Source organism: Arthrobacter sp. Soil_C_49 (assembly GCF_057656635.1).
The window spans coordinates 477,604-504,348 of the sequence record NZ_JBDGJZ010000001.1 but is presented as its reverse complement, the minus strand read 5'-3'; the positions used below and the strand labels follow the sequence as shown (position 1 = coordinate 504,348).

The window sequence follows — 26,745 nt, the reverse complement described above, 5'->3', positions numbered from 1 at the left end:
CCAGGCTGTAAAATCAGTACAATGAGCTCCCCCGATCTGACGCCTGAGGAAATCCAGGCATGCCTCAAGGTCCTCAACACGATCCACGCCTATGACGAGGAGCACCCGGACTACATCTCGGTGCGCCGCGCCACCGGCAAGATGTTCAAGGCCGTCAAGAGGCACCGCCGGGTCACTAAACGGGACATCATCTCCGAGGCGGACCGGGCAGTCATTGCCCTGACGGCCACCGCCGCGCCGGACCGGATCGACGACGAGACCCGCGGGAACAAGCTGGCGCCCTCCACAACCGGCAAGGTGGCCGGCCACCTGATCAGGTCCCGCCCCTGCTACATCTGCAAGCAGCACTACACCCAGGTGGACGCTTTCTACCACCAGCTGTGCCCGGAATGCGCCACCTTTAACCACGCCAAGCGCGACGCCCGCACCGACCTGACCGGCCGCCGCGCGCTGCTCACCGGCGGGCGTGCCAAGATCGGGATGTACATCGCGCTCCGGCTGCTCAGGGACGGCGCCCACACCACCATCACCACCCGGTTCCCGAAGGACGCCGCCCGCCGGTTCGCTGCCATGGAGGACAGCGGTGAGTGGCTGCACCGGCTCCGGATCGTGGGCATCGATTTGCGGGACCCCGCCCAGGTGATGGCCCTGACCGACTCACTCAACGAGGCCGGCCCGCTGGACATCATCATCAACAACGCGGCCCAGACCGTCCGCCGGTCCGGCAATGCCTACAAGCCTTTGGTCGATGCGGAGGATGAGCCGCTGCCCGCCGCCCTCGAACAGGCCAACGGCGGCCCCGAGCTGGTGACCTTCGGCCACGCGCACGACAAGCACCCCCTGGCACTGGCCAGCAGCGTCACCGAGCACCCGGTGCTCGCCGGAGATGCCATCACCTCGCTGGCGCTTTCCACCGGTTCGGCCTCGCTGGAGCGGATCGCCTCCGGAACAGCGATCGACGCCGGCGGGCTGGTTCCCGACCTGGCCACCATCAACAGCTGGACCCAGGTGGTGGACGAGGTGGATCCGCTGGAGATGCTCGAAGTCCAGCTCTGCAACGTCACGGCCCCGTTCCTGCTGGTCAGCAGGCTGCGGCCGGCCATGAAACTGTCCACGGCGCGGCGGAAGTACATTGTCAATGTCTCGGCCATGGAGGGCCAGTTCTCGCGTGCGTACAAGGGCCCCGGCCACCCGCACACGAACATGGCCAAAGCTGCGCTGAACATGATGACCCGGACCAGCGCCCAGGAGATGCTGGAAACCGACGGCATCCTCATGACCGCCGTGGACACTGGCTGGATCACGGACGAACGCCCCCACTTCACCAAGGTCCGGCTCATGGAAGAGGGCTTCCACGCGCCCCTGGACCTGGTGGACGGAGCCGCGCGCGTCTACGACCCCATCGTGATGGGCGAGAACGGCGAGGACCAGTACGGCGTGTTCCTCAAGGACTACAAGCCCAGCCCCTGGTAGGCGTATGCTCAGCGGCATGAGCCGCGAGTCTTCCCCTGACGTACAGAATCTGGAACACCACGAGTGCTGGGCCATGCTGCGGACGGTCTCCGTGGGCAGGCTCGCAGTCCTTGCGGACGGGCGCCCGGACATCTTCCCAGTCAACTACGCCGTGGACGGGGGAACGCTCGTCTTCCGGACCGGCGAGGGCACCAAGCTGGCCGGCTCCTCGAAGGGTGCCGCCGTGGCGCTGGAAGCAGACGGCGTGGATCCGGACACCGGGCTGGCCTGGAGCGTGGTGGCCAAGGGCACGGCCGACGTCGTTACCGGCACCGAACAGATCATGGAAACCACCCAGCTGTACCTGTTCCCCTGGCAGGCGGGGAAAAAGGACGCGTTCGTCCGGATCACGCCGGACAGCATCACCGGCCGGCGGTTCAAAGTCACCGAACCGCTCACCTGGTGGACCCAGCTCAGCGGCGCGGCCAAAGCCTCCCCGGAGTAACCCGCCAAAAAGCGTGCCGGTCAGGCGAGCTGGGTGATCTCCACGCTGACGCTCAACGCCGATCCGCCCCCGCCGGACAGGATGCCCTTCAACGGCGGCACGTCACGGTAGTCCCTGCCCCGGGCCACGGTGACATGGAAATCCCCGGCGGGCTTGTGGTTGGTGGGATCCCAGCTGCGCCAGTCCCCGTCCCACCACTCCAGCCAGGCGTGCGACTGCCCGGCCACGGTTTCGCCAATGCCCGCGCTGGAGCGCGGGTGAAGGTACCCGGACACGTACCGGGCCGGAATGCCGCAGCTGCGCAGCGCGCCGATGGCGAGGTGGGCCAGGTCCTGGCACACGCCTTTGCGCTGGCCCCAGGCCTCTTCAGCGTTGGTGGTGACAGCGGTGGAGCCGGACATGTAGGTCATCTCGCCGCGCATCCATTCAAAGACCGCCATCGCGGCCTCGTGCGGGTTCTTGCCTTCGACGACGCCGGGAATGATGCCCAGGACTTCGTCGCCGGGTCCGCTCAGCCGGGACTGCGGAAGCCAGTCGCTGAAGGTGTTGAGCGTTTCGGGTGCGGCCAGGACGTCCCAGCCCGCAATATCGGACTCGGACGGGATTTTCTCGGCGCGGTGCACCTCCACGGTGATGTTGGAGACCACTTCAAGGTGCTCATGCGGCATCTGCATGTCGAATGCGGTGACCCTGGTCCCCCAGTAGTCCCGGTAGGTGCTGACGGCCGCCTGCGGCGGCGACACCTTGACCACGGATTCCAGCACGACCTGCTGGGAGTCGGTGAGCGGCGTCATCCGGGCCTCGTTGTAGGACAGGGTGACGCGCTTGTTGTACTTGTAGGCCGTCTTGTGAACGATGCTCAGCCGGGTCATGAAACTTCTCCCACCCAGGCCAGTTCGTCCGCCTGATTGAAGTACTTACGGGAAATGGCGTCCGAGGCCTGGGACACTGCCTTCTGCACCCGTTCCATGTGTTCGGGTAGCTCGGACATCAGGTCGTCGGTGCGGTGGAACTCGAGGAAGGTGCGGGCCTGCCCCACGATGCGGCGGGCGTCGTTGATGAAGCCGACGCGCTGGGCAGAGGGATCAAGCTTGGCCAGGCACTCGTCGGCGTCGCGCAGGGCGTACACGATGGAGCGCGGGAACAGCCGGTCCAGCAGCAGGAATTCTGCCGCGTGCTGGTCCCCGAAGGCGGCCCGCCGGGTACGCAGGAAGGACTCGTAAGCACCCGCGCAGCGGAGCATGTTCACCCACGACATGCCCGCGGACAGGACGTCGCGGGTGGAAAGCATGCGTGCGGTCATGTCGGCCCGCTCCAGGGAGCGTCCCAGAACAAGGAACAGCCAGCTCTCGTCATGGCTCACCGTGGTGTCGGCGAGGCCGCTGACCATCGCGGTGCGTTCCAGGGTCCAGTTGCAGAACCGGTAGGTGCCCACCACGTCCTTGCGGTGCTGGCTCAGCCCGTAGTAGGTGGTGTTCAGGCTCTCCCACAGGCCGGACGAAACAGTTTCCCTGGCGCGGCGGGCGTTCTCCCGGGCTGCGCCGAGGGAGCCGGCAATGGAGGTGGCACTGGTCTTGTCGTAGGCCAGGGCGTGCAGCAGCTCCGGCAGGCCGAAGTCCTCGCTTTGCGGGCGCGCGCCCATCACCGCCAGGAGTTCCTGGGCCACGCTCTTGCGTTCCTCCATGGGGAGGTGGTTCAGGCGTTCCAGGTGGACGTCGAGGATACGGGCGGTGCCATCGGCCCGCTCCACATACCGGCCGATCCAGAAAAGGGACTCGGCAATTCGGCTAAGCATTCGCGGTTACCTCCTGCGGGCCCGAAACTGTCAAAAAGATTGGCCCGGCGGCGGACGGGCTCACTGCTGCTGCTCCGACTGGCGGTCCCGCCAGTTGCTTTCCACAGGCCACACGGACACGCGTTCGCGGACGGAGATGGAGGGCCGCGGCACGGTTTCCACCGGCACCTGCGGCGAATCCGCCAGGACCCAGGTGTCCTTGGAACCACCGCCCTGGCTGGAGTTGACGATCAACGATCCTTCCTTCAGCGCCACGCGGGTGAGGCCGCCGGGCAGCACCCAGACGTTCTCGCCGTCGTTTACTGCGAAAGGACGCAGGTCCACGTGGCGCGGCCCGAACTTGTCCCCGCTCAGTGTGGGCACCGTGGAGAGCTGCAGCACCGGCTGTGCGATCCATCCGCGGGGGTCTGCGATGACCCGCTGGCGGAGGGCGTCGAGTTCGTCCCTGGAGGCGTCCGGCCCGATCACCAGGCCCTTGCCCCCTGACCCGTCCACCGGCTTGACCACCAGTTCGGAGAGGTTGTCCAGGGTGTACTCCCGCGCTTCCTTTTCCTCCAGGCGGTAGGTGTCCACGTTGGCGATGATGGGCTCCTCGCTCAGGTAGTAGCGGATCAGGTCAGGGACGTAACTGTAGACGAGTTTGTCGTCGGCAACGCCATTGCCCACGGCGTTGGCGATGGTCACGCCGCCGGCCCGGGCGGCGTTGACCAGGCCGGGGCAGCCCAGCATGGAATCGGCCCGGAACTGCAGCGGATCCAGGAAGTCGTCGTCGATCCGCTTGTAAATCACGTCCACGCGCTGCTCACCGGCGGTAGTGCGCATGTAGACGCGGTTGCCGCGGCAGATCAGGTCGCGGCCCTCCACCAGTTCCACACCCATCAGGCCGGCCAGAAGGGTGTGCTCGAAGTAGGCGCTGTTGAATACGCCGGGAGTGAGGACGACGACGGTGGGGTCGTCCACGCCCGCGGGTGCAGTTTTGCGCAGTGCTGAGAGGAGCCGGCGGGGGTACTCCTCCACCGGCCGGATGAGCTGCTGGCCGAAGGCTTCGGGCAGGCCCTTGGCCATGGCGCGCCTGTTCTCCAGGACGTAGCTCACGCCGGAAGGAACACGCACGTTGTCCTCCAGCACGCGGAACGTGCCGGCGGCATCGCGGACCACATCGATACCTGAGATATGCACCCGGACGCCGCCGGCCGGCTCAAAGCCGTGCACCTGGCGGTGGAAGTGCGCACTGGTGGTCACCAGCTGCCGGGGGATCACGCCGTCGGACACCACGGTCATTTTGTCGTACACATCGTTGAGGAAGGCTTCGAGCGCGCGCACGCGCTGTGCAACCCCGCGTTCCAGTACGTCCCATTCGGCCGCGGGGATGACCCGGGGGACGATATCCAGCGGGAACGGGCGCTCCTCGCCGGCGAAATCGAAGGTGACACCACGGTCCAGGAAGGTGCGGGCCATCGAGTCGGCGCGTGCGCTGACATCGGCGAGGGAGAGCTTGCGAAGGGCGTCCGCCACCTGCTCATAGGAGCCCCGGGCCTGCTGCCCGGGGGCGAACATCTCATCGTAGGCTCCGGTCCGGCCGGCGGCCACGGAGTAATCCTGGAATAGGTCTGACATGTCCACAAGCCAACCATCTTTTTGTTTCGAATTCATTACTGCCATCCATTCTGGCGTGTTGGCGCAAGCCGTCTGGTTCGTGGATTCCTGAACTTTTCCGGCACAGTAGGTGAGTGCCAGTCAGCAGAAGCCTCCCAGCCCCGGGTTCCGGCCTGCCCGAACGTGCTGACCGGCTGATCCCCGGCCTGGCCACGGCGGCCGTTGCACTGGCTGTTGCCTTCCTGGTCCACCGCCTCGTTCCCGTCCTCCCGGCGATGACCCTGGCCGTCGTTTTGGGCGTCCTGGCCGCCAATCTGCCCGCGGCAGGGGTCTGGACCGCGGGAAGGGCCCGGCCCGGGTTGGACTTTGCCGGGAAACACCTGATGCGCGGCGGGATCATCCTGCTGGGGCTGAAAGTGAGCATCATGGACGTGCTGGAACTGGGCTGGCTTGCCCTGGTCCTGATCGCCGCGGTGGTGGCAGCCAGCTTCGGCGGAACCTACCTGATCTCCCGGCTGTTCCGGCTGCCGCCGGTGACCGCGCTGCTGGTGGCGACAGGCTTTTCGATCTGCGGTGCGTCCGCGATCGGTGCCATGGCCGCAGTCCGGCGCATCCGGCACGTGGACACTGTCCTGCCGGTGGCGCTGGTGACCCTGTGCGGGACGCTTGCCATCGGCGTCCTGCCCTTGTTCGTCCATCCCCTGCAGCTTTCCGCGCCCGCGTTCGGCGCCTGGACAGGCGCCTCAGTGCACGACGTGGGGCAGGTGGTGGCCACGGCGCAGACCGCAGGAACCGCGGCGCTGGGCATCGCCGTCGTGGTTAAGCTCACCCGGGTGCTCCTGCTGGCGCCCGTCGCCGCCATAGCGGGCGCCCATATGCGGCTGGCCGTCCGCAACGGTGAAGGCGACGGCGAAGGCACCGATGGTTCCGGCGTGGCAGGCAATACCCGCGCCAAGCTCCCGCCGGTGGTGCCCTTGTTCGTGCTGGGCTTCATGGCCATGGTGGGCCTGCGGTCCACAGACTGGCTTAGCGCCGGATGGCTGGAGGCAGGGGCGGCGCTGCAGGACATCCTGCTCGGCGCGGCACTGTTCGGTCTGGGCTCGGCGGTACGGATCCGAACCCTGCTGCTCACAGGCGGGCGCGCGCTCCTGGCAGCCCTCGCATCCTGGCTCCTGATCGCCCTCCTGGGGCTGGCCGCCGCCCTGCTGATCACCGCGTGATTTTGGACACCAGCCCCGTGATTAGATAGCTGGGTGTCACATGAGAATCTGCAGCGCAATGAAGCTGCCGCCCGGTCAGCCCTGATCAGTACCACCAGCTACGACGTTTCGCTGGACGTGCGGCAGGCGCCGGACCCGGACGTGGCCGGCTACCCCACCCGCAGCGTGATCAACTTCACCGCCCGGCCGGGCGCCTCAACCTTCCTTGATTTCATCGGCAGCGCGGTGCACAGCGTGCTGCTGAACGGCAACCGGCTTCGCGTGGAGGACGTGGTGGACGGTGCCAGGATCAGGCTGGACAACCTCGAGGCGGAGAACCAGGTGACCGTAACCGGAACGGCCCTCTACAGCCGCTCCGGCGAGGGAATGCACCGGTTCGTGGATCCTGCGGACGGGCGCTGCTACCTCTACACGCAGTACGAGCCGGCAGACGCCCGACGGGTCTTCGCCAATTTTGAGCAACCGGACTTGAAAGCCACCTACACCTTCCAGGTCACGGCACCCAGGGACTGGCATGTCGCCTCCAACGGGGCGGAGGTCACCCGCACCCTGTTGAGCGGCGATCCCGCCGCGGCCCGCTGGGACTTCGCCACCACCGAGCCCATGTCCACGTACATCACCACCGTGCTTGCCGGGCCCTACTTCAAGGCGCAGGACCGCTGGCAGGCAACGCTCGACGACGGAACTTCCCTGGATGTCCCGCTCGCGCTGTACTGCCGCGCTTCTATGGCTGATTCCTTCGACGCGGACGAATTGTTCCGGCTCACCAAAAAGGGCCTGGACTTCTTCAACCGGCTCTTCGATTACCCCTACCCCTGGGGCAAATACGACCAGGCCTTTGTGCCCGAATACAACCTCGGCGCCATGGAGAACCCGGGCCTGGTGACGTTCACCGAAAGCTATGTCTTCACCTCCCGCGCCACGGATGCCCAGTACCAGGCGCGGGCCAATACCCTGATGCACGAGATGGCCCACATGTGGTTCGGCGACCTGGTGACCATGCAGTGGTGGGACGACTTGTGGCTCAAGGAATCCTTCGCCGACTACATGGGCACCCTGGGTGTGGACCGCGCCACGGACTGGGACACCGCCTGGGTCAACTTCGCCAACAAGCGCAAGGCCTGGGCCTACGTCCAGGACCAGCTGCCCACCACCCATCCCATCGTGGCGGACATCCCGGACCTGGAAGCCGCCAAGCAGAACTTCGACGGCATCACCTACGCCAAGGGCGCCTCCGTGCTGAAGCAGCTGGTGGCCTACGTGGGGTTCGAAGCCTTCATCGCCGGCTCCCGCTCATACTTCCGCAAGCACGCGTACGGGAACACGTCCCTGGCGGACCTGCTGGCAGCCCTCAGTACCGCGTCCGGGCGGGACCTCGCCGGCTGGGCGCAGCAGTGGCTCCAGACCTCCGGCATCTCCACCCTGTCACTGGACTTCGAGGCAATGGACGATGACGGCGCCCCGGGCCGGGTGGCCATCGTCCAGGAGGCCACGGACCCGGTGACGGGACGGGAAGAGCTGCGGCCTCACCGGCTTCGAGTGGGCTCCTACGACTTCGACGGCGGCGGCGCGCTGGTCCGTACCGGGAGCTTCGAAACGGACGTGTCCGGTGCACGGACGGAACTCCCCCAGCTCGCCGGCCTGCCCCGCCCCGCGCTCCTGCTCGTTAACGACGACGATCTCACCTACGCCAAGGTCCGGCTGGATCCGGCTTCCGAGGCAACAGTGCGTGCATCGCTGGACCGGATAGCCGATCCCATGGCCCGGGCCCTCTGCTGGACGGCGCTGTGGAACTCCGCCCGGGACGGAGTGGGCCCCGCTTCCCGGTACGTGGACGCTGTTGCCGCGTTCGGTCCGGCTGAAACCGGGATCGGGGTGCTGCTGAACATCCTCGAAAACGCAGGCACCGCCGTCGACCGCTACACTCCGGCCCGGGAGCGCGCTGCCGTTCGGTCCGCCTTCCTGGCCAAGGCCGCCGCTGAACTGGAGCAGGCAAAGCCGGGCTCCGACCAGCAGCTGGCCTGGGCGCGGACCCTTGCCACCCTCAGCAGGCACAACCCCGCCATGCTGCCCAGGCTCAAGGGCCTGCTGGACGGGGCCGGGCCGGTGGAAGGCCTCGCAGTAGACGCCGAGCTGCGCTGGCACATCTGGCATGCCCTCGCGGCGAACGGCGAGGCGACGGTTGCCGAGCTGGACGCCGAGCTGGCACGCGACAATACGGCCTCAGGACGCGCCGGCCACGCCACTGCCGTTGCCGCCCGGCCCGATCCGGACGTCAAAGCCGCGGCATGGAAGGCGGCAGTGCACGGGAACGAACTCTCCAACCAGCTGCTGACCGCCACCATCAGCGGGTTTATGACTGCCCCTGCCGACCTGCTGAAACCCTATGTGGAGCCGTACTTTGAGTGCCTGCGCAGCGCCTGGGACTCGCGGAGCATCGAGATTGCGAGCCGGATAGTTCGTGGCCTCTACCCGCTGGCGCAGGACCTCGCGGATGGCGCGGTCCCGGCGGAGCATCCGGTCATTCAGCGGACGGACCAGTGGCTGGAATCCCAGGCCGACGCTCCCCGGGCATTGCGCAGGATCATCATCGAGCAGCGCAGCCACTTGCTGCGGGCACTCAAGGCGCAGGCCGCCGGTTTACCTGCCCGGTAAGCTCACGGCACCCGGCGCAGCCACTCCTCGGTGCCGAACTTCGTAGCGACGCGTTCGCGGGCCGTGGCCAGCTCAGCCTGGGTCAGCTCCGAGGGCGTGGCGCCGTACCGTTCGGCGAAGACTTCCATCATGGCCGCGATAATGTCCGCGCGGGCCAGGCCGGTCTGGCGGCGGAGCGGGTCCACCCTCTTCTTGGCGCTGCGGGTGCCCTTGTCCGAGAGCTTTTCCTTGCCGATGCGGAGCACTTCCACCATCTTGTCGGCGTCGATGTCGTAGCTCATGGTGACGTGGTGCAGCATGCCGCCGTTGGCCAGGCGTTTCTGCGCAGCCCCGCCGATCTTGCCCTGGTCCGTGGCGATGTCGTTCAGCGGCACGTAGAACGCGGTGATGCCCAGTTTCTCCAGCGCGGCCATCACCCACGCGTCCAGGAACGGGTAGGAGTCGGCGAAGCTGAGGCCGTCCACCAGGGTCTGCGGCAGGTACAGCGAGTAGGTGATGCAGTTGCCTGCCTCCATAAACATCGCTCCCCCGCCGCTGATCCGGCGGACCACCTTGATCCCGTGTTTCGCCACTCCGTCCGGGTCCACCTCATTGCGGTAGGACTGGAAGCTGCCGATCACCGTGGACGGTTCCTGCCAGTCCCAGAACCGGAGCGTCGGATTGCGGCGGCCGGCACCTACTTCCTCGGTCAGTACCTCGTCCAGGGCGACGTTGATTTCCGTGGGCAGGACTGTGGGCGCGATGAGGTTCCAGTGATGGTCGGCCCAGGAGGTGGCCTTCGCCAGGGCGCGGCGGACCGCGATGGCGACGGCGTCGGCAGAGAAGCCGAACAGGGCGGCGCCGGGAGGCAGCGAAGCGGTGACGACGGCGGAAAGCTCGGACGCCGTCGCACCTTCCGGCAGTCCCGTGAGTCCGCGGTTAATGTCCAGGAGTGCCGCGTCCGGCTCCAGGAAAAAATCACCGCTGACGGAGACGTTGGCGAGCAGGCCGTCCGCGACGTCCAGGTCCACCACCACCAGCTTGCCGCCGGGGACTTTGTACTCGCCATGCCGGCGGGAAGCGGAATCAGCTGCTGGAGATGGCGTAGCGGTCATGGCTTCCATCCTGCCCCACAAGCGCGCCCCGGCGCCAAGCGGCCGCAGCTCACGCGTTTGGGCCCTTCAGACGGCGTCGCGCCGTTAACGCGAAAAGCCCGCACCGTTGCCGGTGCGGGCTTCCCTGGAAAGCTTGGGCGAAGTGAATTTACTTCTTGCCGCCGAAGCCCTTGAAGCGAGCGTTGAAGCGCTCGACGCGGCCTGCGGAGTCCATAATGCGCTGCTTGCCCGTGTAGAACGGGTGGGACTCGGAGGAGATTTCGACGTCGATGACCGGGTAGGTGTTGCCGTCTTCCCACTCGATGGTCTTCGAGGAAGACACAGTGGACTTGGTCAGGAACTTGACGCCGGAAGCCAGGTCGTTGAAAACAACAGCTTCGTACTTCGGGTGGATATCAGACTTCATAATGGGACCTTTGTTCACACAACTGGATTTTGCCAGTTGTCAGGTATGAATGGGATGGCCGCGTTCCGCGCCGAAAGACTCGGGACGGCCAGCTATCAATAATAGCGGATAAGCACGGTGCCAGCGAACCGCGCCGGTGCTTAGTTCCGGCGCCCGTCGCGGGGGCGCAGCTCCCAGAACGCCACGGCTGAGGCGGCAGCTACGTTAAGCGAATCCACCCCGTTGCGCATGGGGATTTTGACGGCGAGGTCGACGGCGGCAAGCGTCTCTGCGCTCATGCCGGCGCCTTCGGTGCCAAGCACCAGGGCCAGTTTCTCCGGGTTCTGAGCGGCGACCTTGTCCACGTCCTGCGCATCATCGGTCAGCTCCAGGGCCGCGACGGTAAAGCCGTGGTCCTTGAGCAGGTGCAGGTCCTGCGGCCAGCTGTTGAGCCGTGCCCACGGCACCTGGAAGACGGTGCCCATGCTCACGCGGACACTTCTGCGGTAGAGCGGGTCTCCGCAGCGGGGCGAAACCAGGACTGCGTCGATATCCAGGGCGGCGGCCGACCGGAAGATGGCCCCCACATTGGTGTGGTCCACGATGTCCTCCAGCACGGCCACGCGGCGCGCGCCGGCGAGGAGTTCGGGCAGCGGCACCGGGGCGGGACGCTGCATGGCCGCCATGGCGCCGCGGTGAAGATGGAAGCCGGTAATCTCCTCCAGCAGGGCGGCGCTGCCGATAAAGGCGGGTACATCCGGGTGGGCCCCGAGGACGTCCTGGAGATCGTCGAGCCACTTTTCCGCCAGGAAGAACGAGCGCGGCTGGTGCCCGGCAGCCAGCGCACGGCGCAGCACCCGGGAGGACTCTGCGATGTACATGCCCTCGGCGGGTTCCCGGAGCTTGCGCAGGTGCACGTCCGTGAGCTGGGTGTAGTCGGTCACGCGGGGATCGGCGGCGGACTGGAGATAGTGGATTGTCACCGGGAGATTATTTCAGCAGATTGGCGATCATGAAGCCGAGGGCCACCAGCCCCAGGACGAAGATCACCCCGCGCAGCACTGTGGGGGAAAGCCTGCGGCCCACTTTGGCGCCCAGGAGACCGCCGATGCTTGAGCTGACGGCGATCAGCAGCACCACGAGCCAGTTGATCCGGTCGAACGCGAACAGCAGGTAGGAGATGGCAGCCACCAGGTTCACGCCGAGCACCAGGATGTTTTTCATGGCGTTCGCGTTCTGGATGGTGCCCGTGAGGAAGACGCCCAGGATGCCCACCAGCAGGATCCCCTGCGCAGCCACGAAGTAGCCTCCGTAAACACCGGCAAGGTAGACCAGCACCACCAGGAGGACAGCGTGCCGTTTGTCCCGCACCGCGTGCTCCGGGTTCTCCTCGCGGTTGCGCACCCAGGCCTGCATACGCGGCTGGAATACCACCATCAGCAGGGCCAGTACCAGCAGGACCGGGGCCACGTAGTGGAAGACCTTTTCCGGCAGGTGCAGGAGAAGCCAGGCGCCGGAGATGCCGCCGAGCAGGGACGCCGGCAGCAGCCGCATCAGTTGGCGGCCGCGGCCTTTGAGCTCCCGGCGGTAGCCGAACGCCCCTGCGGCCGTCCCGAAAACGAGGCCCATCGCATTGCTCATCGAGGCAACAACGGGTGTGACTCCCAGGGCGATCAGGACGGGGAACGTCACCAGGGTGCCGGAGCCCACCACGGCGTTGATAGTGCCGGCCCAGAGGCCGGCGATGGACACTAAGATGCTGCTGAGGAGATCCAAGGTGCTGCGGTGGCGCCGTTAGCGGCGGGCGACGGCGGTGTACCGGCCGGCGTTCTCGGTCACATCGAGGTCCAGGCCGAAGGTTTCACTCAGGTTTTCGGCGGTCAGCACCTCAGTGATGGGGCCCGCGGCCACCACGCCGCCGTCGCGCAGCAGCATGGCATGCGTGAAGCCCGGCGGAACTTCCTCAAGGTGGTGGGTCACCAGCACCATGGCGGGCGCGGCCTCGTCACGGGCCAGTTCCCCCAGCTTGTGGACGAGTTCCTCGCGGCCGCCGAGGTCCAGGCCGGCGGCCGGTTCATCCAGCAGCAGCAGTTCAGGATCGGTCATCAGGGCGCGGGCGATCTGGACGCGCTTGCGCTCCCCCTCGGACAACGTTGCGAAGGTGCGGTTCAGGAGGGGGCCCATCCCCCAGTCGTTGAGGAGGCGGAAAGCCCGCCGTTCGTCGTCGCGCTCGTACCCCTCGCGCCAGCGGCCCGTCACGCCATAGGCGGCGGTCACCACCACGTTGAGGACGTTCTCGTGCTCAGGAATCTGGGTGGCGAGGGCGGCTGAGGAAAGCCCGATGCGGGGGCGGAGCTCAAAGACGTCAACCCGGCCCAGGATCTCGTCAAGGATCCCTGCCGTGCCGCTGCTGGGGTGCATCCGGGCGGCAGCAATCTGGAGGAGTGTGGTCTTGCCGGCACCGTTCGGGCCGAGGATCACCCAGCGTTCGCCGTCGTTGACCTGCCAGTCGACTTTGTCCAGCAGGGTCTTTTTGCCTCGGACAACGCTGACGGAGTCCAGTTCCAGAACATCACTCATAGGAGTAGACACTAGGACAAAAAACATGGCGACTGATAACTGGTGTGACCAGCCCGACACCGCAAATTCAGGCCGCCGAAACCGTTGGCCGATCGCGCAGCCGCACTTAGAGTGTTGGCCATGGCTATCGCACGCTTTCCCGTGGTTGTTCTCGATTGTCCTGACCCGAAAATACTGGCGGAATTTTATGCCGCCCTGCTCGACTGGAAGATCGAGGAGGGGGAGGACTGGTGGTCCATTAAGGCCGATCACGGCGATGCCCTGAGCTTCCAGAAGGTGGACTCCTACGCGCCGCCGCAGTGGCCCGGCCAGGATGTACCGCAGCAGATGCACCTCGACGTTGAGGTGGACGACCTCGACACCGCCGAAACAGAGGTGCTCAAACTGGGTGCCACCAAGCACGAATACCAGCCGGGAACAACCTTCCGGGTGTTCCTTGACCCGGCCGGCCACCCGTTCTGCCTCTGCCTGAGCTAGCGTCTTCACTGGCCGGCAGGACGCAATGAATTCAAGGGACCGCACCCCCGCTCGCTAAGATTGCAGGCATGACTTCGAACGTGACTGCGGTCAGCTACGGCCTGAATGTGACCCCTACCGGGCTGGAGCAGCTGCGTTCCGTCCTCACCACCAGCGGCGCCAAGGTGCTCTCGGAAAACAGCCTCGGTGACGAGCGCTACCAGGTCAGCGTGGCCGAACTCGAGCTTTCCGACGCAACGGCGGCCGGCCTGGCCGGGCTGCGCCGTGCGGTGGCCGAGGCCTCGATCGGCGGATTCGATACCGCCCTGGTTCCGAACGGCCTCCGCTCAGCCGGACGCAAGCTCCTGATCATGGACGTCGATTCCACCCTGATCCAGCAGGAGGTCATCGAACTCCTCGCCGCCTACGCCGGCAAGCGCGAGGAGGTGGCCGCTGTGACCGAAGCCGCCATGCGCGGGGAACTGGACTTCACCCAAAGCCTCCACGCACGGGTGCAGGTGCTCGCCGGGCTGCCGGCCGACGTCGTCCATTCCGTCCGCAAGGAAGTGAAACTCAGCGAGGGTGCGGCCGTGCTCGTGGCCGCCTTCAAGGCGGCAGGTCATGTGGTGGCCGTGGTGTCCGGCGGGTTCAACCAGATCCTGGAGCCCATTGCCGGTGAGCTGGGCCTGGACTACTGGCAGGCGAACGAGCTGGAGATCGTGGACGGCGCCCTGACAGGCAAGGTGCTCGGTGCGGTGGTGGACCGCGCGGCGAAGGAGAAGTACCTGCGCGAGTGGGCGGCGGCCGAAGGCATCGCCCTGGAGCACACGGTGGCCGTGGGCGATGGCGCCAACGACCTGGACATGCTCGGCGCGGCCGGGATCGGCGTCGCTTTTAACGCCAAACCTGCCGTGCGCGCCGTGGCCGATGCCGCCGTCAACATGCCATACCTGGACGCCGTCCGCCACGTCGCCGGAGTCTAGCGACTCTTAACTCTTAATAGGGAAAGGGCCCACGTTCGCAGGAATTCCTTGCGGCGTGGGCCCTTCTCGTGTGCGTGGGAAGCCTAGCTGGCGGGCTGGGCGCCCTTGCCGAAGTAGTCGGCGCCGCCGGCATATTCTGTGTGGCCGGACTCGACGTCGGCCGTGACCATGCTTGCCACTACCTCCGCGAACTCCTCCACGGAGTACAGCTTGCCGGCCTCGGCCCGCCGCGCCTCAATGGCACCCGGCGTGGAGCGGTCCAGGAGCGTGGCCGTGACGGTGCCCTCGATCATGTCGCCGGACACCACCACCAGGCTGATGCCCTTTTCGGCCAGGTTAGGGATGAGATCGCGCAGGGCGTCCTCTCCGGCGCGCTTGCTGCGGGCCACGGGCTCGTAGGCCTCCATGGTGGGCACCGTGTTGATGAAGTGGGCCTGGTGGCTGGTGACGAACACCACGCGGGAGCCTTCCTTCATGAGCGGCACGGCTGCGTTGAGCATGTTGACCTGCGCATCGCGGTTCAGCTTGAGCGCGTAGTCCTCCCCCATGCCGGTTTCCATGCCGCCGGACGCGTTGAGGACCAGGATGTCCAACGACCCGAAGTTCTCCATGGCGGCGGAGGCCAGGGCCTGTACGCCTTCCTGGGTGGTGAGGTCAGCACCTACGGCGACGGCGCGGCCGCCGGCGGCTTCGATCCCCTGCACCACCTTGTTGGCGCGCGGAGCCTTCTGGCGGTAGTTGACCACCACCGCGGCACCCTGTCCGGCGAGGATCTTGGCTACGTCAGCGCCGATGCCGCGTGATGATCCGGTGACGATAGCGGTCTTGTTGTCGAGCAGTCCCATACGAGCTCCCTTTGTTCGAAACGTCTAAATCCCTGATGGTCTGCTGTCCATCATGCCAGTGCGTCCTGATGATTCGCTTGTGCAACCCCCACAAAGAAGCACCCTGCACCTAGTGTGCTGAGGGGTCAGTGCCCCATGCCCAGGCCGCCGTCAACAGGGATGACGGCGCCGGAGATGTAACCCGCCTCGTCGCTGGAAATCCAGCGGACCACGTTGGCCACTTCGCTGGCCTCGGCAAAGCGGCCGGCGGGAATGCTGGACAGGTAGTCCTTCTGGGTGGCTTCGGGGAGCTCTGCCGTCATGTCCGTGTTGATGAATCCCGGCGCCACCACGTTGGCGGTGATGCCGCGCGAGCCCAGCTCGCGGGTCAGGGAACGGGCAATACCCACCAGGCCCGCCTTCGAAGCGGAGTAGTTGATCTGCCCGGGCGCGCCGTACAGGCCCGATACGGAGGAGATCAGGACCACGCGGCCCTTGCGGAGGCGGATCATGCCCTTGGAGGCACGCTTGATGACGCGGAAGGCACCAGTGAGGTTGGTGTCGATGACTGACGTGAAGTCATCTTCGCTCATGCGCAGCAGCAGGGTGTCCTTGGTGATGCCGGCGTTGGCCACCAGCACCTCCACGGGACCATGGGCAGCTTCCACCTCCTTGAAGGCAGCATCCACGGAGGCCTCGTCGGTGACGTCGGCCCGGACGCCCAGGATCCCCTCCGGAAGTTTCGATTCGCTGCGGTAGGTCACCGCCACCTTGTCGCCATTGGCCAGAAAAGCTTCAGCAATGGCGAGCCCGATGCCGCGGTTTCCGCCGGTGATCAGGACGCTGCGGGGGGCGGTGGCTGCTTCAGTCATGTAGGGGCTCCGGATTTCTGCGGCATGATGCACCGCGGTAGATGAGGGTGGTTTGGCTGACTTTGATCTTAGCGTCCCGTCCCGGGCAGGGTTTGGGCGCCACTGCCGATGGTGAGAGAATTGATGCAAGCCTTTGGAGCGTGATCAGCCACCGTGACCCTTGAAAACCATGCGGGACAAGCCGCGGCCGGAGAACCAGGGCGGTTCTCCGGCGATTCGGAAGTCCACAGCATCACGGAAGCTGCTGGCGCGCACTCGGAGGACATGCACCAGCGCATGGTCAAGTACGCGCTGGCCATGGGCATCCGCATGGTGTGCCTGATCATGATTTTCGTGGTGGATGGCTGGTTTAAGATCGTGATGGTTGCCGGTGCGGTCTTCCTGCCGTGGATAGCAGTAGTCATCGCAAACGGCAACGACAAGGCCGAGGGGCACAGCGACCTCCTGCTCGATTCCGCGCCGCTCGCGGAAATTGAAAGTCCGCCTCCGCCGTCGGCCGAGGACGGGCATGGCAGCGAGGTCCTGCAGGGCGAGCTGATCACCGACGACGACGAAACACCAACTGAGCAGGAGCGGAGGGCATCATGAGTATTTTCGACTTCGCTGCGGGAACGGATCCCGTGATGGGCGAATCTGCTGCCGTGTGCTCCCGCAAGGCGTGCCGGTCGCAGGCTTCATGGCAGCTGCTGTGGAACAACCCCAAGATCCATACCCCGGAGCGCCGCAAGACGTGGCTTGCCTGTGGCGACCACCGCGAGTGGCTTGAGGACTACCTTCAAACACGTGGCCTGTGGAAGGAAACTGTGCCGCTCGAGGACGGCCGGGTATCCGGTGCCTTGGAGCAGGACAGCTGAATGTACCGGTTCCTCTTTTCCAGCAAATGGCTGGGTTATCTCCTGCTGGCCGGGATCTTCGCCTCCGCCTGTGTTTTCCTTGGCCGCTGGCAGATGGACCGGCGGGCCGAGACCCTGGCTGAGATCAACCGTGTGGTCACCAACTACTCGGCGGCCCCTGTCCCTTTCGCCGATGTCAGGGACGAGTTTGCTCAGCTGGACCCGGCCAGAGAGTGGACGCAGGTTGAGCTGAAAGGCTCATATCTTGTTGACGGGCAGCGCATCGTCCGGAACCGGCCGCTGAACGGCCAGCCGGGTTACGAGGTGGTTGTCCCGTTCCGGCTGACGACCGGCGAAACCGTGGTCATCGACCGGGGATGGCTGCCTATCGGCAACAAGAATCCCGGCAGCCCCGATTCCGTGCCGGCTCCTCCCCCGGGTGAGGTGACCGCCGTCGTGCGTTTGAAGCATCCCGAGCCTGAACTGCAGCGGGGCGCGCCGGAGGGACAGCTGGCCTCCATTGACCTCGCGGCCTACTCCGCGCAGCTCGGCTACCCCCTGCTGACGGGTGCCTACGGGCAGCTCGCCTCAGAGACGCCGCCCGCCGCAGAGATGCCCCTGGCGTTCCCGAAGCCGTCCACCGAGGAGGGCACCCACCTGTCCTACTCACTCCAGTGGTTCGCCTTCGGCGTGCTGATGTTCGTCGGCTTCGGTTATGCCGCCCGCCAGCAGGCCCGTAACGCCGCCATAGATGCCGAGGACGACGACGAGTCCGCCGAAGGTGCGCTGCATTCGGCTGCCGCGGCAGCCCGCCGTCGTCCGCCTGCTACTCGCAAGCGGAAGCACCCAACCGCCGAGGAAGAAGAAGACGCCCTCCTCGACGCCCAGGGTTTCTGAACAATGGCGGAGTACGACGGCGGCCCCGTTGCCTTGGTGCGTTCGGCGTTGGTGCGATCAGGCGTCGGCGACACTGTGCGGACCTTCCCGGCCGGTGTCCCGACCGCACTCGCGGCGGCCGGGGCATTGGAATGTGACCTCGCGGCAATCACCAACAGTCTGGTCTTTGACCTTAACGGGGAGCCCCTGCTGATTCTGGCCAGTGGTGCCGCACGGGTGGACACAAAGCTGGTGGCCGGACAGTTGGGCGAAGGACGGATCCGCCGGGCCTCCCCCGAGTTCGTGCTGCAGCACACCGGCCAGCACGTAGGTGGAGTCGCCCCCGTGGGCCACCCCGAAAAGATCAGGACCCTCCTGGACGAGTCGCTCCAAAAGCACGATGTACTCTGGGCCGGAGCGGGCGACCACAACTCAATGTTCAGCATCACCTACCGGCAACTTCAAGAAATTACCGAAGCCCTGGAACTGAAGGTGCGCTGAGAACTGAACCACGCTGACCGGTGACCAACCCACAAGCGAGGTAGTGCGGGTGATTTATGCAGCGTGCGTCTAAGCGAGGAACGAGCTAGCACGCGGGAAATCACCTACGGCGCGTAGCGGAGCCACCTAGGGAAGACGACTTAAGCCAGGGTAATCAGGTCCAGGTAGTCTTCGTTCCAGTGGTCTTCGACGCCGTCGGGCAGCAGGACGACGCGCTCCGGGTTGAGGGCTTCGACTGCACCTTCGTCGTGGCTGACCAGGACGACGGCGCCGCTGTAGTTCTTGAGGGCGCCCAGGATTTCGGCGCGGCTGGCGGGGTCGAGGTTGTTGGTGGGCTCGTCCAGGAGCAGGACGTTGGCGCTCGAGGCGACGATGGTGGCGAGGGCGAGGCGGGTCTTCTCGCCGCCGGAAAGGACCCCGGCGGGCTTGTCCACGTCGTCACCCGAGAACAGGAACGAGCCCAGGATGCCGCGGACTTCGGCGTCCTTCATGTCGGGAGCAGCGGAGCGCATGTTTTCCAGCACGGTGCGGTCAACGTCGAGGGTCTCGTGTTCCTGCGCGTAATAGCCCACTTTGAGTCCGTGCCCGGCGATGACGTCACCGGTATCGGGCTTGTCCACGCCTGCCAGCATGCGCAGCAGGGTGGTCTTGCCGGCGCCGTTGAGGCCCAGGATGACAACCTTGGAGCCGCGGTCGATGGCAAGGTCCACGTCCGTGAAGATCTCGAGGGAACCGTAGGACTTGCTGAGGCCCTCTGCGGTGAGCGGGGTCTTGCCGCAGGGCGACGGATCCGGGAACCGCAGCGCTGCCACGCGGTCCTGCTCCCGGACAGCCTCCAGTCCGCTCAACAGGCGTTCGGCACGCTTGGCCATGTTCTGGGCGGCCACAGCCTTCGTGGCCTTGGCACGCATCTTGTTGGCCTGGTCCATCAGGACCTGAGCCTTCTTTTCGGCGTTGGCGCGTTCCCGCTTGCGGGCACGCTCATCGGTCTCGCGCTGGGTGAGGTAGCGCTTCCAGTCCATGTTGTAGAAGTCGATCTGCGCACGGTTGGCGTCGAGCAGGAACACCTTGTTGACGGTGGCTTCGAGCAGTTCGGTGTCGTGGCTGATGACAATCAGTCCACCCTGGTGGTTTCTCAGGAAGTCACGCAGCCAGGCGATCGAATCGGCGTCGAGGTGGTTGGTGGGTTCGTCAAGGAGCATGGTCTCGGCGTCCGAGTACAGGATCCGGGCCAGCTCAACGCGGCGGCGCTGGCCGCCGGAGAGGGTCTTGAGCGGCTGGTTCAGGAGGCGGTCCGGCAGCGCGAGGTTCGAGCAGATTGCGGCGGCCTCCGCTTCGGCGGCGTAACCACCGGCCGCCAGGAACTCGGACTCAAGCCGGTCATAGCGGTTCATGGCCTTGCGCTGGACCGCGGCGTCGTCGCTGGCCATCTCGTCATGGGCCACGCGCAGCTTGCCAAGGGCGATGTCCAGGCCTCGTACGGACAGGATCCTGTCCCGGGCCAACTGTTCCATGTCCGGCGTGCGCGGGTCCTGCGGCAGGTAACCGATCTCGCCGCTGCGGGTCACCTTCCCGGCTGCGGGAAGTCCTTCTCCCGCCAGGACGCGGGTCAGCGTGGTCTTGCCGGCACCGTTGCGGCCCACCAGGCCAATCTTGTCTCCCTTGTCGATGCGGAAGCTCACCTGGTCCATCAGGAGCCGGGCGCCGGCTCGCAGTTCAAGATCCTGGACAGTAATCACAGCAGGTAAAGCCTTTCACAGCAGGGATAAGCCGCAGCCCGAAGCATCTGTGGTGGGCGTGGGCGGCAATGGCCGACAGAACGGCCCGTTCAAGTCTACCGTTGAACGGCCCTGGTGCCGGCACTTCGAGACTGGACTCACGAAAGGAACACCCGGACAGAGGCCGTCGCGGGTGCCGTGCCAAGGATTTCCCAAGAGGCACAAGCCAAGCTTTGGGGACACCAGGGCCAGCAAGCGAAGAGTCCGCATCGACAGCGGGAGGGTTTATGGATTCCCACAACAACCAGACCAGTGATCGCAGTTTAAGCCGCCGTCAATTTGGCATGGTCCTGGGCGGCGGCGCTTTCCTGCTGCTGGCCGGGAGCGCCTATGGCGTCGTCGGGCGGAGCCCGGAGAACGCAACCACAAGTGCTGCCACCGCTTTTGGATCACTGGCCATTCTTCGCGCTGGGCGCCTTGCCCGCCTCGATGCCCGGGGCCGACCGGCCTTCAAGACCCTCGCAGCCGCTGCTTCCTACATGGACGCGGGCAGTGGCCGCGGCAGCCGCTCGGAGATCCGGCACGTCAGCAGCATCGCGGATCTCGGCGTCGACGGCCACGGCCACGACGGGGAGGCGTTGGGACGCCCAGAGTGGCCGGAACCGGTGAACCGCACCTGGGCCGACGTCGTGCTGCTGGAAGTGCAGCTGAGTAATGCCTCAGCTGCACCCGTGCTATTCAGCTCGGGGCAGCTTCGGCTAAGGCTTAGCCGATCAGCTACAACAATTACTCCCATGGATTCCGACCGCGCTCCCGGCCCCCTGGCACCTCGCGGGTCCGAACACATACTCATCAGTTACCTGGCGCCGCATGACCCCCAGGAACTGGAGCTTGACTACTCGGACGGGCAGGAGGACAAAGCCTACCGCCTGGCACTTCCACCCCTTACCGCAAGCGAGGTACGGCCATGAACACTTTGGATTTCCACATCAATGAGGGTTACGTAGCAATGGTGGACGGCTCGTTGGTCTACCACCGGGGCTTCGGCGAGCGCCCGGGCAACGTGTCCGATGTCAACCCGCCGCTGTGGATGAGCCCGCGGGTCTTCACTGCGGCCGGAAACGTGGTGGTGAGCCGGATATATCCCCTTGCCGCCCCGCCGCCTCCCATTGGCAGGCCTGGCCCGCTGCGGGATGACCCGGAAAACCCGGGGCAGTACCTGGCGAGGAAGGAGTACTGGGCCAGCTATTTCCCGGACCGGACTCTTATCGCCGAGTCGGGCAGCACCATCAGGATCAGGGTGCACAATCATCTTTCTCAACATCACGAACTCCGTTTCCATGGCGCCCGCCCGTCCGGCGGCGACGTCAGCACTGGCCCTGTAGCTCCGGGATCATCCTCTCTTCTCGAATTCGCAGCGCCGCCACCTGGGACGTATCTGTTTTCGGACCCCGGCAATGAGCCTGTGGAACGGACTCTTGGCCTTTACGGCGGGCTAGTGGTCATAGACCCGTCGAGCCCCTGGCAGCTCTATCCCGGCGGACCCGAGTTCGAGCGCCAGTGGCTGTGGTTGTGCCACGACGTCGATCCTGTCTGGGCGCAAATCGCCGCCCGGGGCCGCCCGGTCAACCCCGTCTCCACACAGGCCGTGCCCCGGTACTTCACCATCAATGGGTACTCGGGCTACCAGTCACTGGCAGTAACCGCCGATGAAGGATTCAACGAACGCCGGGAGCAGGACACGCTGCCCTCGGGCTACCCCCGGGAAACAGACGTCCGGAACTTCAGCGCCTCACCGGCTGGCGGCGCCGTCCGCACCGGCCAGCTGATGAGGATGATCAACGCCGGCGTCGTGGACCACCAGCTTCACTACCACGGGAACCATGTGTGGACCGTACGGGCCAACGGGCTTGATTTCCTGCGTCAGGACGGACGGGTCAGCCCCGATGGCGACGTCATCCTGCAGCACTGGGAGGACACCGTCCAGTTGACTCCGCTGGACCGAAAGGAATCACTGCTTCCGGTTCGCCGTCCACCGGATGTGGTTGCCCCGGTGTGGGATGCCCGCTCGGCCGACTGGAGGTATCCGATGCACTGCCACGCGGAGCCTTCCCAGACGGCGGCAGGCGGACTCTATCCGGGCGGCCTTGTGGCTGACTGGGTACTGGCCGCGGGCACCAGCCCCGATCCGGGTCTTCCGGGCACTGTGGCCGAAGGCCATCACCAGTACCGGAGCCAGGTGGAGTTCGCGTCGGATCAACCCCACGAAGGCAGCCCGGAGACTGAATTCCTCCAGCGCCCGGACGTAAGAATGGAGTTCGACTTCTTCAACAGGAAGTTGAGGTTGCCGAACGGCCCCGAAATTGAATTCTGGAGTTTTGAAAGCGGCAATTCAGGCCGTGGACTTCCTGCACCCTTATTGCGGCTGACGGAGGGACAGGTGTTCCACGGCACCATCAAACCCAGCAAGAGGGTCCACACCATCCATTGGCACGGCATCGAACCGGACCCCCGGAACGACGGTGTGGGCCACACCTCCTACGAAGTCTCCGGGCACTACACCTATCAATGGAGGCCAGACGTGGGCGAGGCCGGAAACCCCAACCGAGGCTCCGCGGGAACGTATTTTTATCACTGCCACGTCAACACACCGCTGCACGTGCAAATGGGCATGTTCGGACCAATCATCATTGATCCCCCGGTGAGTACCCCTCCACCCCCGCGGGGAACACGCCGCCATTCCGTGGAGGGCCCGCTCTACGACATCGCCACCGAGACATTGATCGCTCCCTATTCCATTGACCCGCGCTGGCACGAACTGAACCATGCAGCGGGTTTGTCGGGGGACGATGCGGGGCTCAACCGCTTCGAACCCAAACACTTCGTGCTCCTCGGCGGAGCGGTAGCCAACCGGCCAACTGGAGACAGAGTCTGGGCGATCAGCGCGATGCGCGCCAATGTCATCAGGGCCGGCATCGCGCCCACACTGGTCCGCATGGTGAACGTCGACTATTTTCCCACCCGAACCCGCTTCCTTGATGCTGCGGGCAGGCCGGCCGAAATCGCTGAGCTGATCGCCCACGATGGGCGCCCCTTCTGGAACACGCCCAATCCGGCTGGACCGGCGGTTCAGCCCTCGGCGGCCGGCCAGCCGCTGGTCACCAGCATCCTCAAATCGGGTGCGGCCGAGAAGTTTGACTTCCTGCTGCGTCCACCGGTGGCGGGAAAGTACACCATCGCCATCGATTTCCTGCATTGGGTGACGGGTGAGGTGCAGGCGACACGTGCCGTGACCGTTACGGCTTCTTGAATGGTCCAGATTCGTGCGACGCTGGTTGCATGGATCTGGAGGTGTTGCCGGGGTTTACGATCCCGGCGTCGGAACTCCGCTGGCGGTTTTCGCGGTCGTCGGGACCAGGCGGCCAGCATGTCAACACCTCGGACAGCCGTGCGGAACTTTCGTGGAAGGTCAAAGACTCGCTGGCGATTTCAGACAGCCAGCGACTGATCCTGCTATCGCGCCTCGGGCCGCGTCTGACGGCGGGAGTGGTCACGGTGACGGCCTCTGAGCAGCGGTCCCAGCTGCGCAACCGGGAGATTGCCCTGGCCAAGCTCGCTGACCTCGTGGCAGGAGCGCTTGCTGCGGCTCCTCCTGACCGCCGGGCGACGAAACCCACCCGTGGCTCCACCCGCCGTCGCCTGGTGGCGAAGAAGCAGCGGTCAACAACGAAACAGCAACGCAGGCGGCCCGCCGAGGAGTAGGTGCGGCCTGCCGATTATGATGCTCAAATGGGGGAAAGTTCAGGCAGGGGAAAGTCCGGCGCGCGGCGGCAGATTTATGTTGAGGTCCGCATTCAGGCTCCCTTGGAACGCGTCTGGAAGCTGAGCCAGGATACATCCTTGCACTCCGCTTGGGATTTGCGGTTTTCCCGCATAGTTCCTCTTTCGGAGAACGGGCGAGGGCTTCAGCATTTCCGCTATGAGTTCCGTCTTCCATTCCACACCATCCACGGAACCGGGACATCCTTAGGGCATCGGTTCCGGCCGGACGGCCAAGCGACGTCGGTACTGAAATTCGATACCGCTGACCTTTTCTCGCCGATTGGCCAGGGTTCAGGATATTGGCGGTATATCCCCACCGGGGACGGGCTTCGCTTCATCACGGGCTACAACTATTCGCCGGGCATGGGAGCACCCGGAAAGGCAATGGATTCGTGGTTGGTCCGGCCGGCATTAGGTTGGGCGACAGCCATAAGTTTTGACCGGTTGAGGCTGTGGGCGGAGCGGGACCTTGATCCGAAAGGCTCCCGGAACCGGTGGTTCCTCGACGCCGCCGCCAGGGCGGGGGGCGCCCTGACCGCGTGTATGTTGCTACGCGAGGCGGTGGATAAACGAAGTGCGGCCGCCGCACTCACCGGCCTGGCACTGGCCGGTGCCTCCTGGTTTTTACCGCCGCACCGGACGGTGCCCAGGGCGGGTCGATGTTTGCGCATTCCACCGGACCTGCGGTCCGGGCGCGCCCCTTCGGCCCTCGCCCGCCTGGATGCGCCGTTCGCTGGCGTCACCCCTTCCGGAGAGGATGGCCATGGCGTCGATTTTTGAGCTGGGACTGGGTGAGGACTTCCAAAAGCTGCACCCGATGCTGCAGCAGCGTTTCGGCGTTGATGCTGCCGCCGGCTACGCCTGCGTGGGGCGCGGCGTGTTTTCGGAAGTGCGCCGCGGGGCATGGTGGACTGTTCCCTTCCTGCGGCTGGGCGCCTACCGCAACATCCTCTTCCCCGACCGCGGCAAGGACATCCCGTTCACGATCGAGAACTACCCATACGTTGATGGGTTTGGCCGCCCCACGGTGACATTCGTCAGGACACTCGAACTGCCCGGGGCCACACGTCGCCGGTTCGACGCCACCATGGTGCACAGCCCGCAAAGGGGCAGAGTTATTGACTACCTTGGCACCCACCAGCACCTGGCAACCGATGTCGCCCTGGAGGTTCTGGCCGACGGCTCCCTCCACCTGCAAACCGGGGCACAGCGGTTCTACGAGGGCTTCGCCGCATTCGAGTTTCCAGCCGCCCTCACCGGCACAGCCGACTTGTATGAGAACTTCGACGACGATCGAGGGGTCTACACAATCCAGATGCAGGTGCGGAACCCGTTCCTCGGTTTCCTCTTCGGATACCGGGGCGAGTTCACCTGCACGTTTCCCGCCCTTTCCGCCGGAGGAGTCCCCGGGCACCTGAAACCGGTGCGGGAAGAAATCCGCGAATAGGCCGTGGGCTTAACCGTCAGGGACGACTTTGGCCGCTTGGGAGAATGTTCCTATGGAATTCAACCGGCTGCTGCAGATCCGGCGGATCTATGCGCAGCCCGCCGCGCTGGAGCTTCCCCGAGGCAAGGAGATCGTTGATCGCTGGCCGGAGGCCGAGGTGAGGCTGGTTGAGAACCACTGGAACATCCCGGAGGTGCATGGGGATGAAACAAATGTGCCACGGTGGTCCCGGATCAAGACTGAGGCCCTGGTCCTTGGGGTCAAAAAGGCGCTCACCGTCAAACCAAATGGCAGGTCGGCGGACTTCATTGCGCCCTCCACCGCGAACGGGTGCGCCATGGCCTGCGCCTACTGCTATGTGCCCCGGCACAAGGGCTACAGCAACCCCGTGACGGTGTTTGCGAACATCGACCAGATTGCAGGCGCCCTTGAACGGCATGCCACCCGCCAAGGGATGAAGCTCGAGCCGAACCAGTGCGACCCGGAGCTCTGGGTCTATGACATCGGTGAAAACAGCGACTGCTCCGTCGATGCCCTCATCAGCGACAACGTGGAGGACCTCGTCGCGCTCTTCCGCGACCTGCCCACCGCCAAGCTCTCCTTTGCCACCAAGTACGTGAACCCCGCAATGCTGGACTGGGACCACGGCGGCCACACCAGGATCCGCTTTTCGCTGATGCCCGCCGACATGGCGAAATCGATCGACGTCCGGACCTCGCCGGTAGCCGAACGCCTGGCCGCAATCAACGACTTCGTGGATGCGGGGTACGAGGTGCACGTGAACTTCTCCCCCGTCATCATTACCGACACCTGGCTCGTGGATTGGGAGGAGTTGCTGCGCCAGCTCGACGCCACCCTGTCGCCCGCCGCCAAGGTCCAGCTCGCGGCAGAGGTGATCTTCCTGACCCACAACGAGCGCCTCCACGAGGTTAATCTGGGGTGGCACCCGCAGGCCGAGCAGGTGCTGTGGCGTCCGGACCTGCAGGAATCAAAAGTCTCATCCAACGGCTTCAGCAATGTCCGTTACCGGTCAGGCACCAAGGGCCGCTACGTGCGGCAACTGACCGCGCTTATTGAGGACATCGCCCCCTACTGCCGCATCCGCTACGCCTTCTGACACCTTGAAGACGG

27 protein-coding genes are annotated in these 26,745 nt (G+C 65.4%); 16 read left to right on the top strand and 11 right to left on the bottom strand.

What is annotated here, in order from left to right:
- Positions 1–21 precede the first annotated feature (21 nt).
- Together AC3A4Z_RS02320 and AC3A4Z_RS02315 are read left to right on the top strand one after the other, a co-directional pair.
- The gene (locus AC3A4Z_RS02320; protein WP_498709779.1) at positions 22–1,473 is read left to right on the top strand and encodes an SDR family NAD(P)-dependent oxidoreductase; all 1,452 of its coding nucleotides are present in this window, start codon (positions 22–24) and stop codon (positions 1,471–1,473) included.
- Positions 1,474–1,489: 16 nt separating this feature from the next.
- Complete coding sequence (locus AC3A4Z_RS02315) at positions 1,490–1,957, top strand: pyridoxamine 5'-phosphate oxidase family protein (protein WP_498709778.1); 468 nt, start codon at positions 1,490–1,492, stop codon at positions 1,955–1,957.
- A gap of 20 nt (positions 1,958–1,977) precedes the next feature.
- Here AC3A4Z_RS02315 and AC3A4Z_RS02310 read toward each other — a convergent pair whose 3' ends face one another.
- From AC3A4Z_RS02310 to AC3A4Z_RS02300, 3 genes are read right to left on the bottom strand one after another with little or no spacing between them, the layout of a single operon-like run.
- On the bottom strand, positions 1,978–2,829 hold the full coding sequence (locus AC3A4Z_RS02310; RefSeq protein WP_498709777.1) for a transglutaminase family protein: 852 nt from the start codon (positions 2,827–2,829) through the stop codon (positions 1,978–1,980).
- Positions 2,826–3,752: an alpha-E domain-containing protein gene (locus AC3A4Z_RS02305; protein WP_013600945.1), complete on the bottom strand. Its 927-nt coding sequence runs from the start codon at positions 3,750–3,752 to the stop codon at positions 2,826–2,828. The genes AC3A4Z_RS02310 and AC3A4Z_RS02305 overlap by 4 nt, the downstream gene beginning before the upstream one ends.
- Before the next feature lie 60 nt (positions 3,753–3,812).
- The gene (locus AC3A4Z_RS02300) at positions 3,813–5,369 is read right to left on the bottom strand and encodes a circularly permuted type 2 ATP-grasp protein (RefSeq protein ID WP_498709775.1); all 1,557 of its coding nucleotides are present in this window, start codon (positions 5,367–5,369) and stop codon (positions 3,813–3,815) included.
- Positions 5,370–5,482: 113 nt separating this feature from the next.
- On the opposite strand from AC3A4Z_RS02300, the gene AC3A4Z_RS02295 reads away from it, so the two are divergent.
- Both AC3A4Z_RS02295 and pepN read left to right on the top strand, forming a co-directional pair.
- Positions 5,483–6,568 (top strand): YeiH family protein, encoded by a 1,086-nt coding sequence (locus tag AC3A4Z_RS02295; protein WP_498709774.1) that lies wholly within the window; start codon positions 5,483–5,485, stop codon positions 6,566–6,568.
- 33 nt (positions 6,569–6,601) lie between these two features.
- Complete coding sequence (gene pepN, locus AC3A4Z_RS02290) at positions 6,602–9,223, top strand: aminopeptidase N (protein WP_498709773.1); 2,622 nt, start codon at positions 6,602–6,604, stop codon at positions 9,221–9,223.
- A 2-nt stretch (positions 9,224–9,225) separates the two neighbouring features.
- Here pepN and lplAB read toward each other — a convergent pair whose 3' ends face one another.
- The 5 genes from lplAB to AC3A4Z_RS02265 form a co-directional block, all read right to left on the bottom strand.
- The gene (gene lplAB, locus AC3A4Z_RS02285) at positions 9,226–10,317 is read right to left on the bottom strand and encodes a lipoate-protein ligase LplAB (protein ID WP_498709771.1); all 1,092 of its coding nucleotides are present in this window, start codon (positions 10,315–10,317) and stop codon (positions 9,226–9,228) included.
- A gap of 148 nt (positions 10,318–10,465) precedes the next feature.
- The gene (locus AC3A4Z_RS02280; RefSeq protein ID WP_009358283.1) at positions 10,466–10,723 is read right to left on the bottom strand and encodes a type B 50S ribosomal protein L31; all 258 of its coding nucleotides are present in this window, start codon (positions 10,721–10,723) and stop codon (positions 10,466–10,468) included.
- Between the two features lie 140 nt (positions 10,724–10,863).
- Positions 10,864–11,685, bottom strand: a complete 822-nt coding sequence (locus tag AC3A4Z_RS02275) for a TrmH family RNA methyltransferase (protein WP_498709769.1) — start codon at positions 11,683–11,685, stop codon at positions 10,864–10,866.
- 7 nt (positions 11,686–11,692) lie between these two features.
- Positions 11,693–12,478, bottom strand: coding sequence for a sulfite exporter TauE/SafE family protein (locus AC3A4Z_RS02270; RefSeq protein WP_498709768.1), 786 nt, complete (start codon positions 12,476–12,478; stop codon positions 11,693–11,695).
- 18 nt (positions 12,479–12,496) lie between these two features.
- Entirely contained in the window at positions 12,497–13,282 is a 786-nt protein-coding gene (locus tag AC3A4Z_RS02265) for an ABC transporter ATP-binding protein (protein WP_050055299.1), read from the bottom strand.
- Positions 13,283–13,402: 120 nt separating this feature from the next.
- Between AC3A4Z_RS02265 and AC3A4Z_RS02260 the strand changes: the two genes are divergently transcribed.
- Positions 13,403–13,759 carry a VOC family protein gene (locus AC3A4Z_RS02260; RefSeq protein WP_498709767.1) on the top strand — a complete coding sequence of 119 codons (357 nt, stop codon included), beginning with the start codon at positions 13,403–13,405 and terminating at the stop codon, positions 13,757–13,759.
- 68 nt (positions 13,760–13,827) lie between these two features.
- The gene (gene serB / locus AC3A4Z_RS02255) at positions 13,828–14,721 is read left to right on the top strand and encodes a phosphoserine phosphatase SerB (protein WP_498709766.1); all 894 of its coding nucleotides are present in this window, start codon (positions 13,828–13,830) and stop codon (positions 14,719–14,721) included.
- 83 nt (positions 14,722–14,804) lie between these two features.
- Here serB and AC3A4Z_RS02250 read toward each other — a convergent pair whose 3' ends face one another.
- Positions 14,805–15,566 (bottom strand): SDR family oxidoreductase, encoded by a 762-nt coding sequence (locus AC3A4Z_RS02250; RefSeq protein WP_493969085.1) that lies wholly within the window; start codon positions 15,564–15,566, stop codon positions 14,805–14,807.
- A gap of 125 nt (positions 15,567–15,691) precedes the next feature.
- On the bottom strand, positions 15,692–16,417 hold the full coding sequence (locus AC3A4Z_RS02245) for a beta-ketoacyl-ACP reductase (protein WP_498709764.1): 726 nt from the start codon (positions 16,415–16,417) through the stop codon (positions 15,692–15,694).
- 153 nt (positions 16,418–16,570) lie between these two features.
- On the opposite strand from AC3A4Z_RS02245, the gene AC3A4Z_RS02240 reads away from it, so the two are divergent.
- From AC3A4Z_RS02240 to AC3A4Z_RS02225, 4 genes are read left to right on the top strand one after another with little or no spacing between them, the layout of a single operon-like run.
- Entirely contained in the window at positions 16,571–17,005 is a 435-nt protein-coding gene (locus AC3A4Z_RS02240) for a DUF3099 domain-containing protein (RefSeq protein ID WP_498709763.1), read from the top strand.
- Positions 17,002–17,271 (top strand): hypothetical protein, encoded by a 270-nt coding sequence (locus AC3A4Z_RS02235; RefSeq protein ID WP_455834441.1) that lies wholly within the window; start codon positions 17,002–17,004, stop codon positions 17,269–17,271. Before AC3A4Z_RS02240 ends, AC3A4Z_RS02235 begins: the two co-directional genes overlap by 4 nt.
- On the top strand, positions 17,272–18,147 hold the full coding sequence (locus tag AC3A4Z_RS02230) for an SURF1 family cytochrome oxidase biogenesis protein (RefSeq protein ID WP_498709761.1): 876 nt from the start codon (positions 17,272–17,274) through the stop codon (positions 18,145–18,147).
- Positions 18,148–18,150: 3 nt separating this feature from the next.
- Positions 18,151–18,627 carry a YbaK/EbsC family protein gene (locus AC3A4Z_RS02225; RefSeq protein WP_498709759.1) on the top strand — a complete coding sequence of 159 codons (477 nt, stop codon included), beginning with the start codon at positions 18,151–18,153 and terminating at the stop codon, positions 18,625–18,627.
- 140 nt (positions 18,628–18,767) lie between these two features.
- Here AC3A4Z_RS02225 and AC3A4Z_RS02220 read toward each other — a convergent pair whose 3' ends face one another.
- Positions 18,768–20,366 (bottom strand): ABC-F family ATP-binding cassette domain-containing protein, encoded by a 1,599-nt coding sequence (locus tag AC3A4Z_RS02220; RefSeq protein ID WP_498709758.1) that lies wholly within the window; start codon positions 20,364–20,366, stop codon positions 18,768–18,770.
- 266 nt (positions 20,367–20,632) lie between these two features.
- Here AC3A4Z_RS02220 and AC3A4Z_RS02215 point away from each other — a divergent pair, with 266 nt between their 5' ends.
- Genes AC3A4Z_RS02215 through AC3A4Z_RS02190 form a run of 6 tightly spaced genes read left to right on the top strand, consistent with a single transcriptional unit; the run spans position 20,633 to position 26,731 of the window.
- Positions 20,633–21,316 carry a hypothetical protein gene (locus tag AC3A4Z_RS02215; RefSeq protein ID WP_498709757.1) on the top strand — a complete coding sequence of 228 codons (684 nt, stop codon included), beginning with the start codon at positions 20,633–20,635 and terminating at the stop codon, positions 21,314–21,316.
- On the top strand, positions 21,313–23,655 hold the full coding sequence (locus AC3A4Z_RS02210) for a multicopper oxidase domain-containing protein (protein ID WP_498709755.1): 2,343 nt from the start codon (positions 21,313–21,315) through the stop codon (positions 23,653–23,655). Before AC3A4Z_RS02215 ends, AC3A4Z_RS02210 begins: the two co-directional genes overlap by 4 nt.
- Positions 23,656–23,684: 29 nt before the next feature.
- Positions 23,685–24,107: an alternative ribosome rescue aminoacyl-tRNA hydrolase ArfB gene (gene arfB, locus AC3A4Z_RS02205; protein WP_498709754.1), complete on the top strand. Its 423-nt coding sequence runs from the start codon at positions 23,685–23,687 to the stop codon at positions 24,105–24,107.
- A gap of 27 nt (positions 24,108–24,134) precedes the next feature.
- A complete protein-coding gene (locus AC3A4Z_RS02200) occupies positions 24,135–24,947 on the top strand; it encodes a hypothetical protein (protein WP_498709753.1) in 813 nt (270 codons plus the stop codon).
- Positions 24,931–25,614 (top strand): DUF4166 domain-containing protein, encoded by a 684-nt coding sequence (locus AC3A4Z_RS02195; RefSeq protein WP_498709752.1) that lies wholly within the window; start codon positions 24,931–24,933, stop codon positions 25,612–25,614. The genes AC3A4Z_RS02200 and AC3A4Z_RS02195 overlap by 17 nt, the downstream gene beginning before the upstream one ends.
- 52 nt (positions 25,615–25,666) lie before the next feature.
- Complete coding sequence (locus AC3A4Z_RS02190; RefSeq protein WP_498709751.1) at positions 25,667–26,731, top strand: spore photoproduct lyase family protein; 1,065 nt, start codon at positions 25,667–25,669, stop codon at positions 26,729–26,731.
- Positions 26,732–26,745 lie beyond the last annotated feature (14 nt).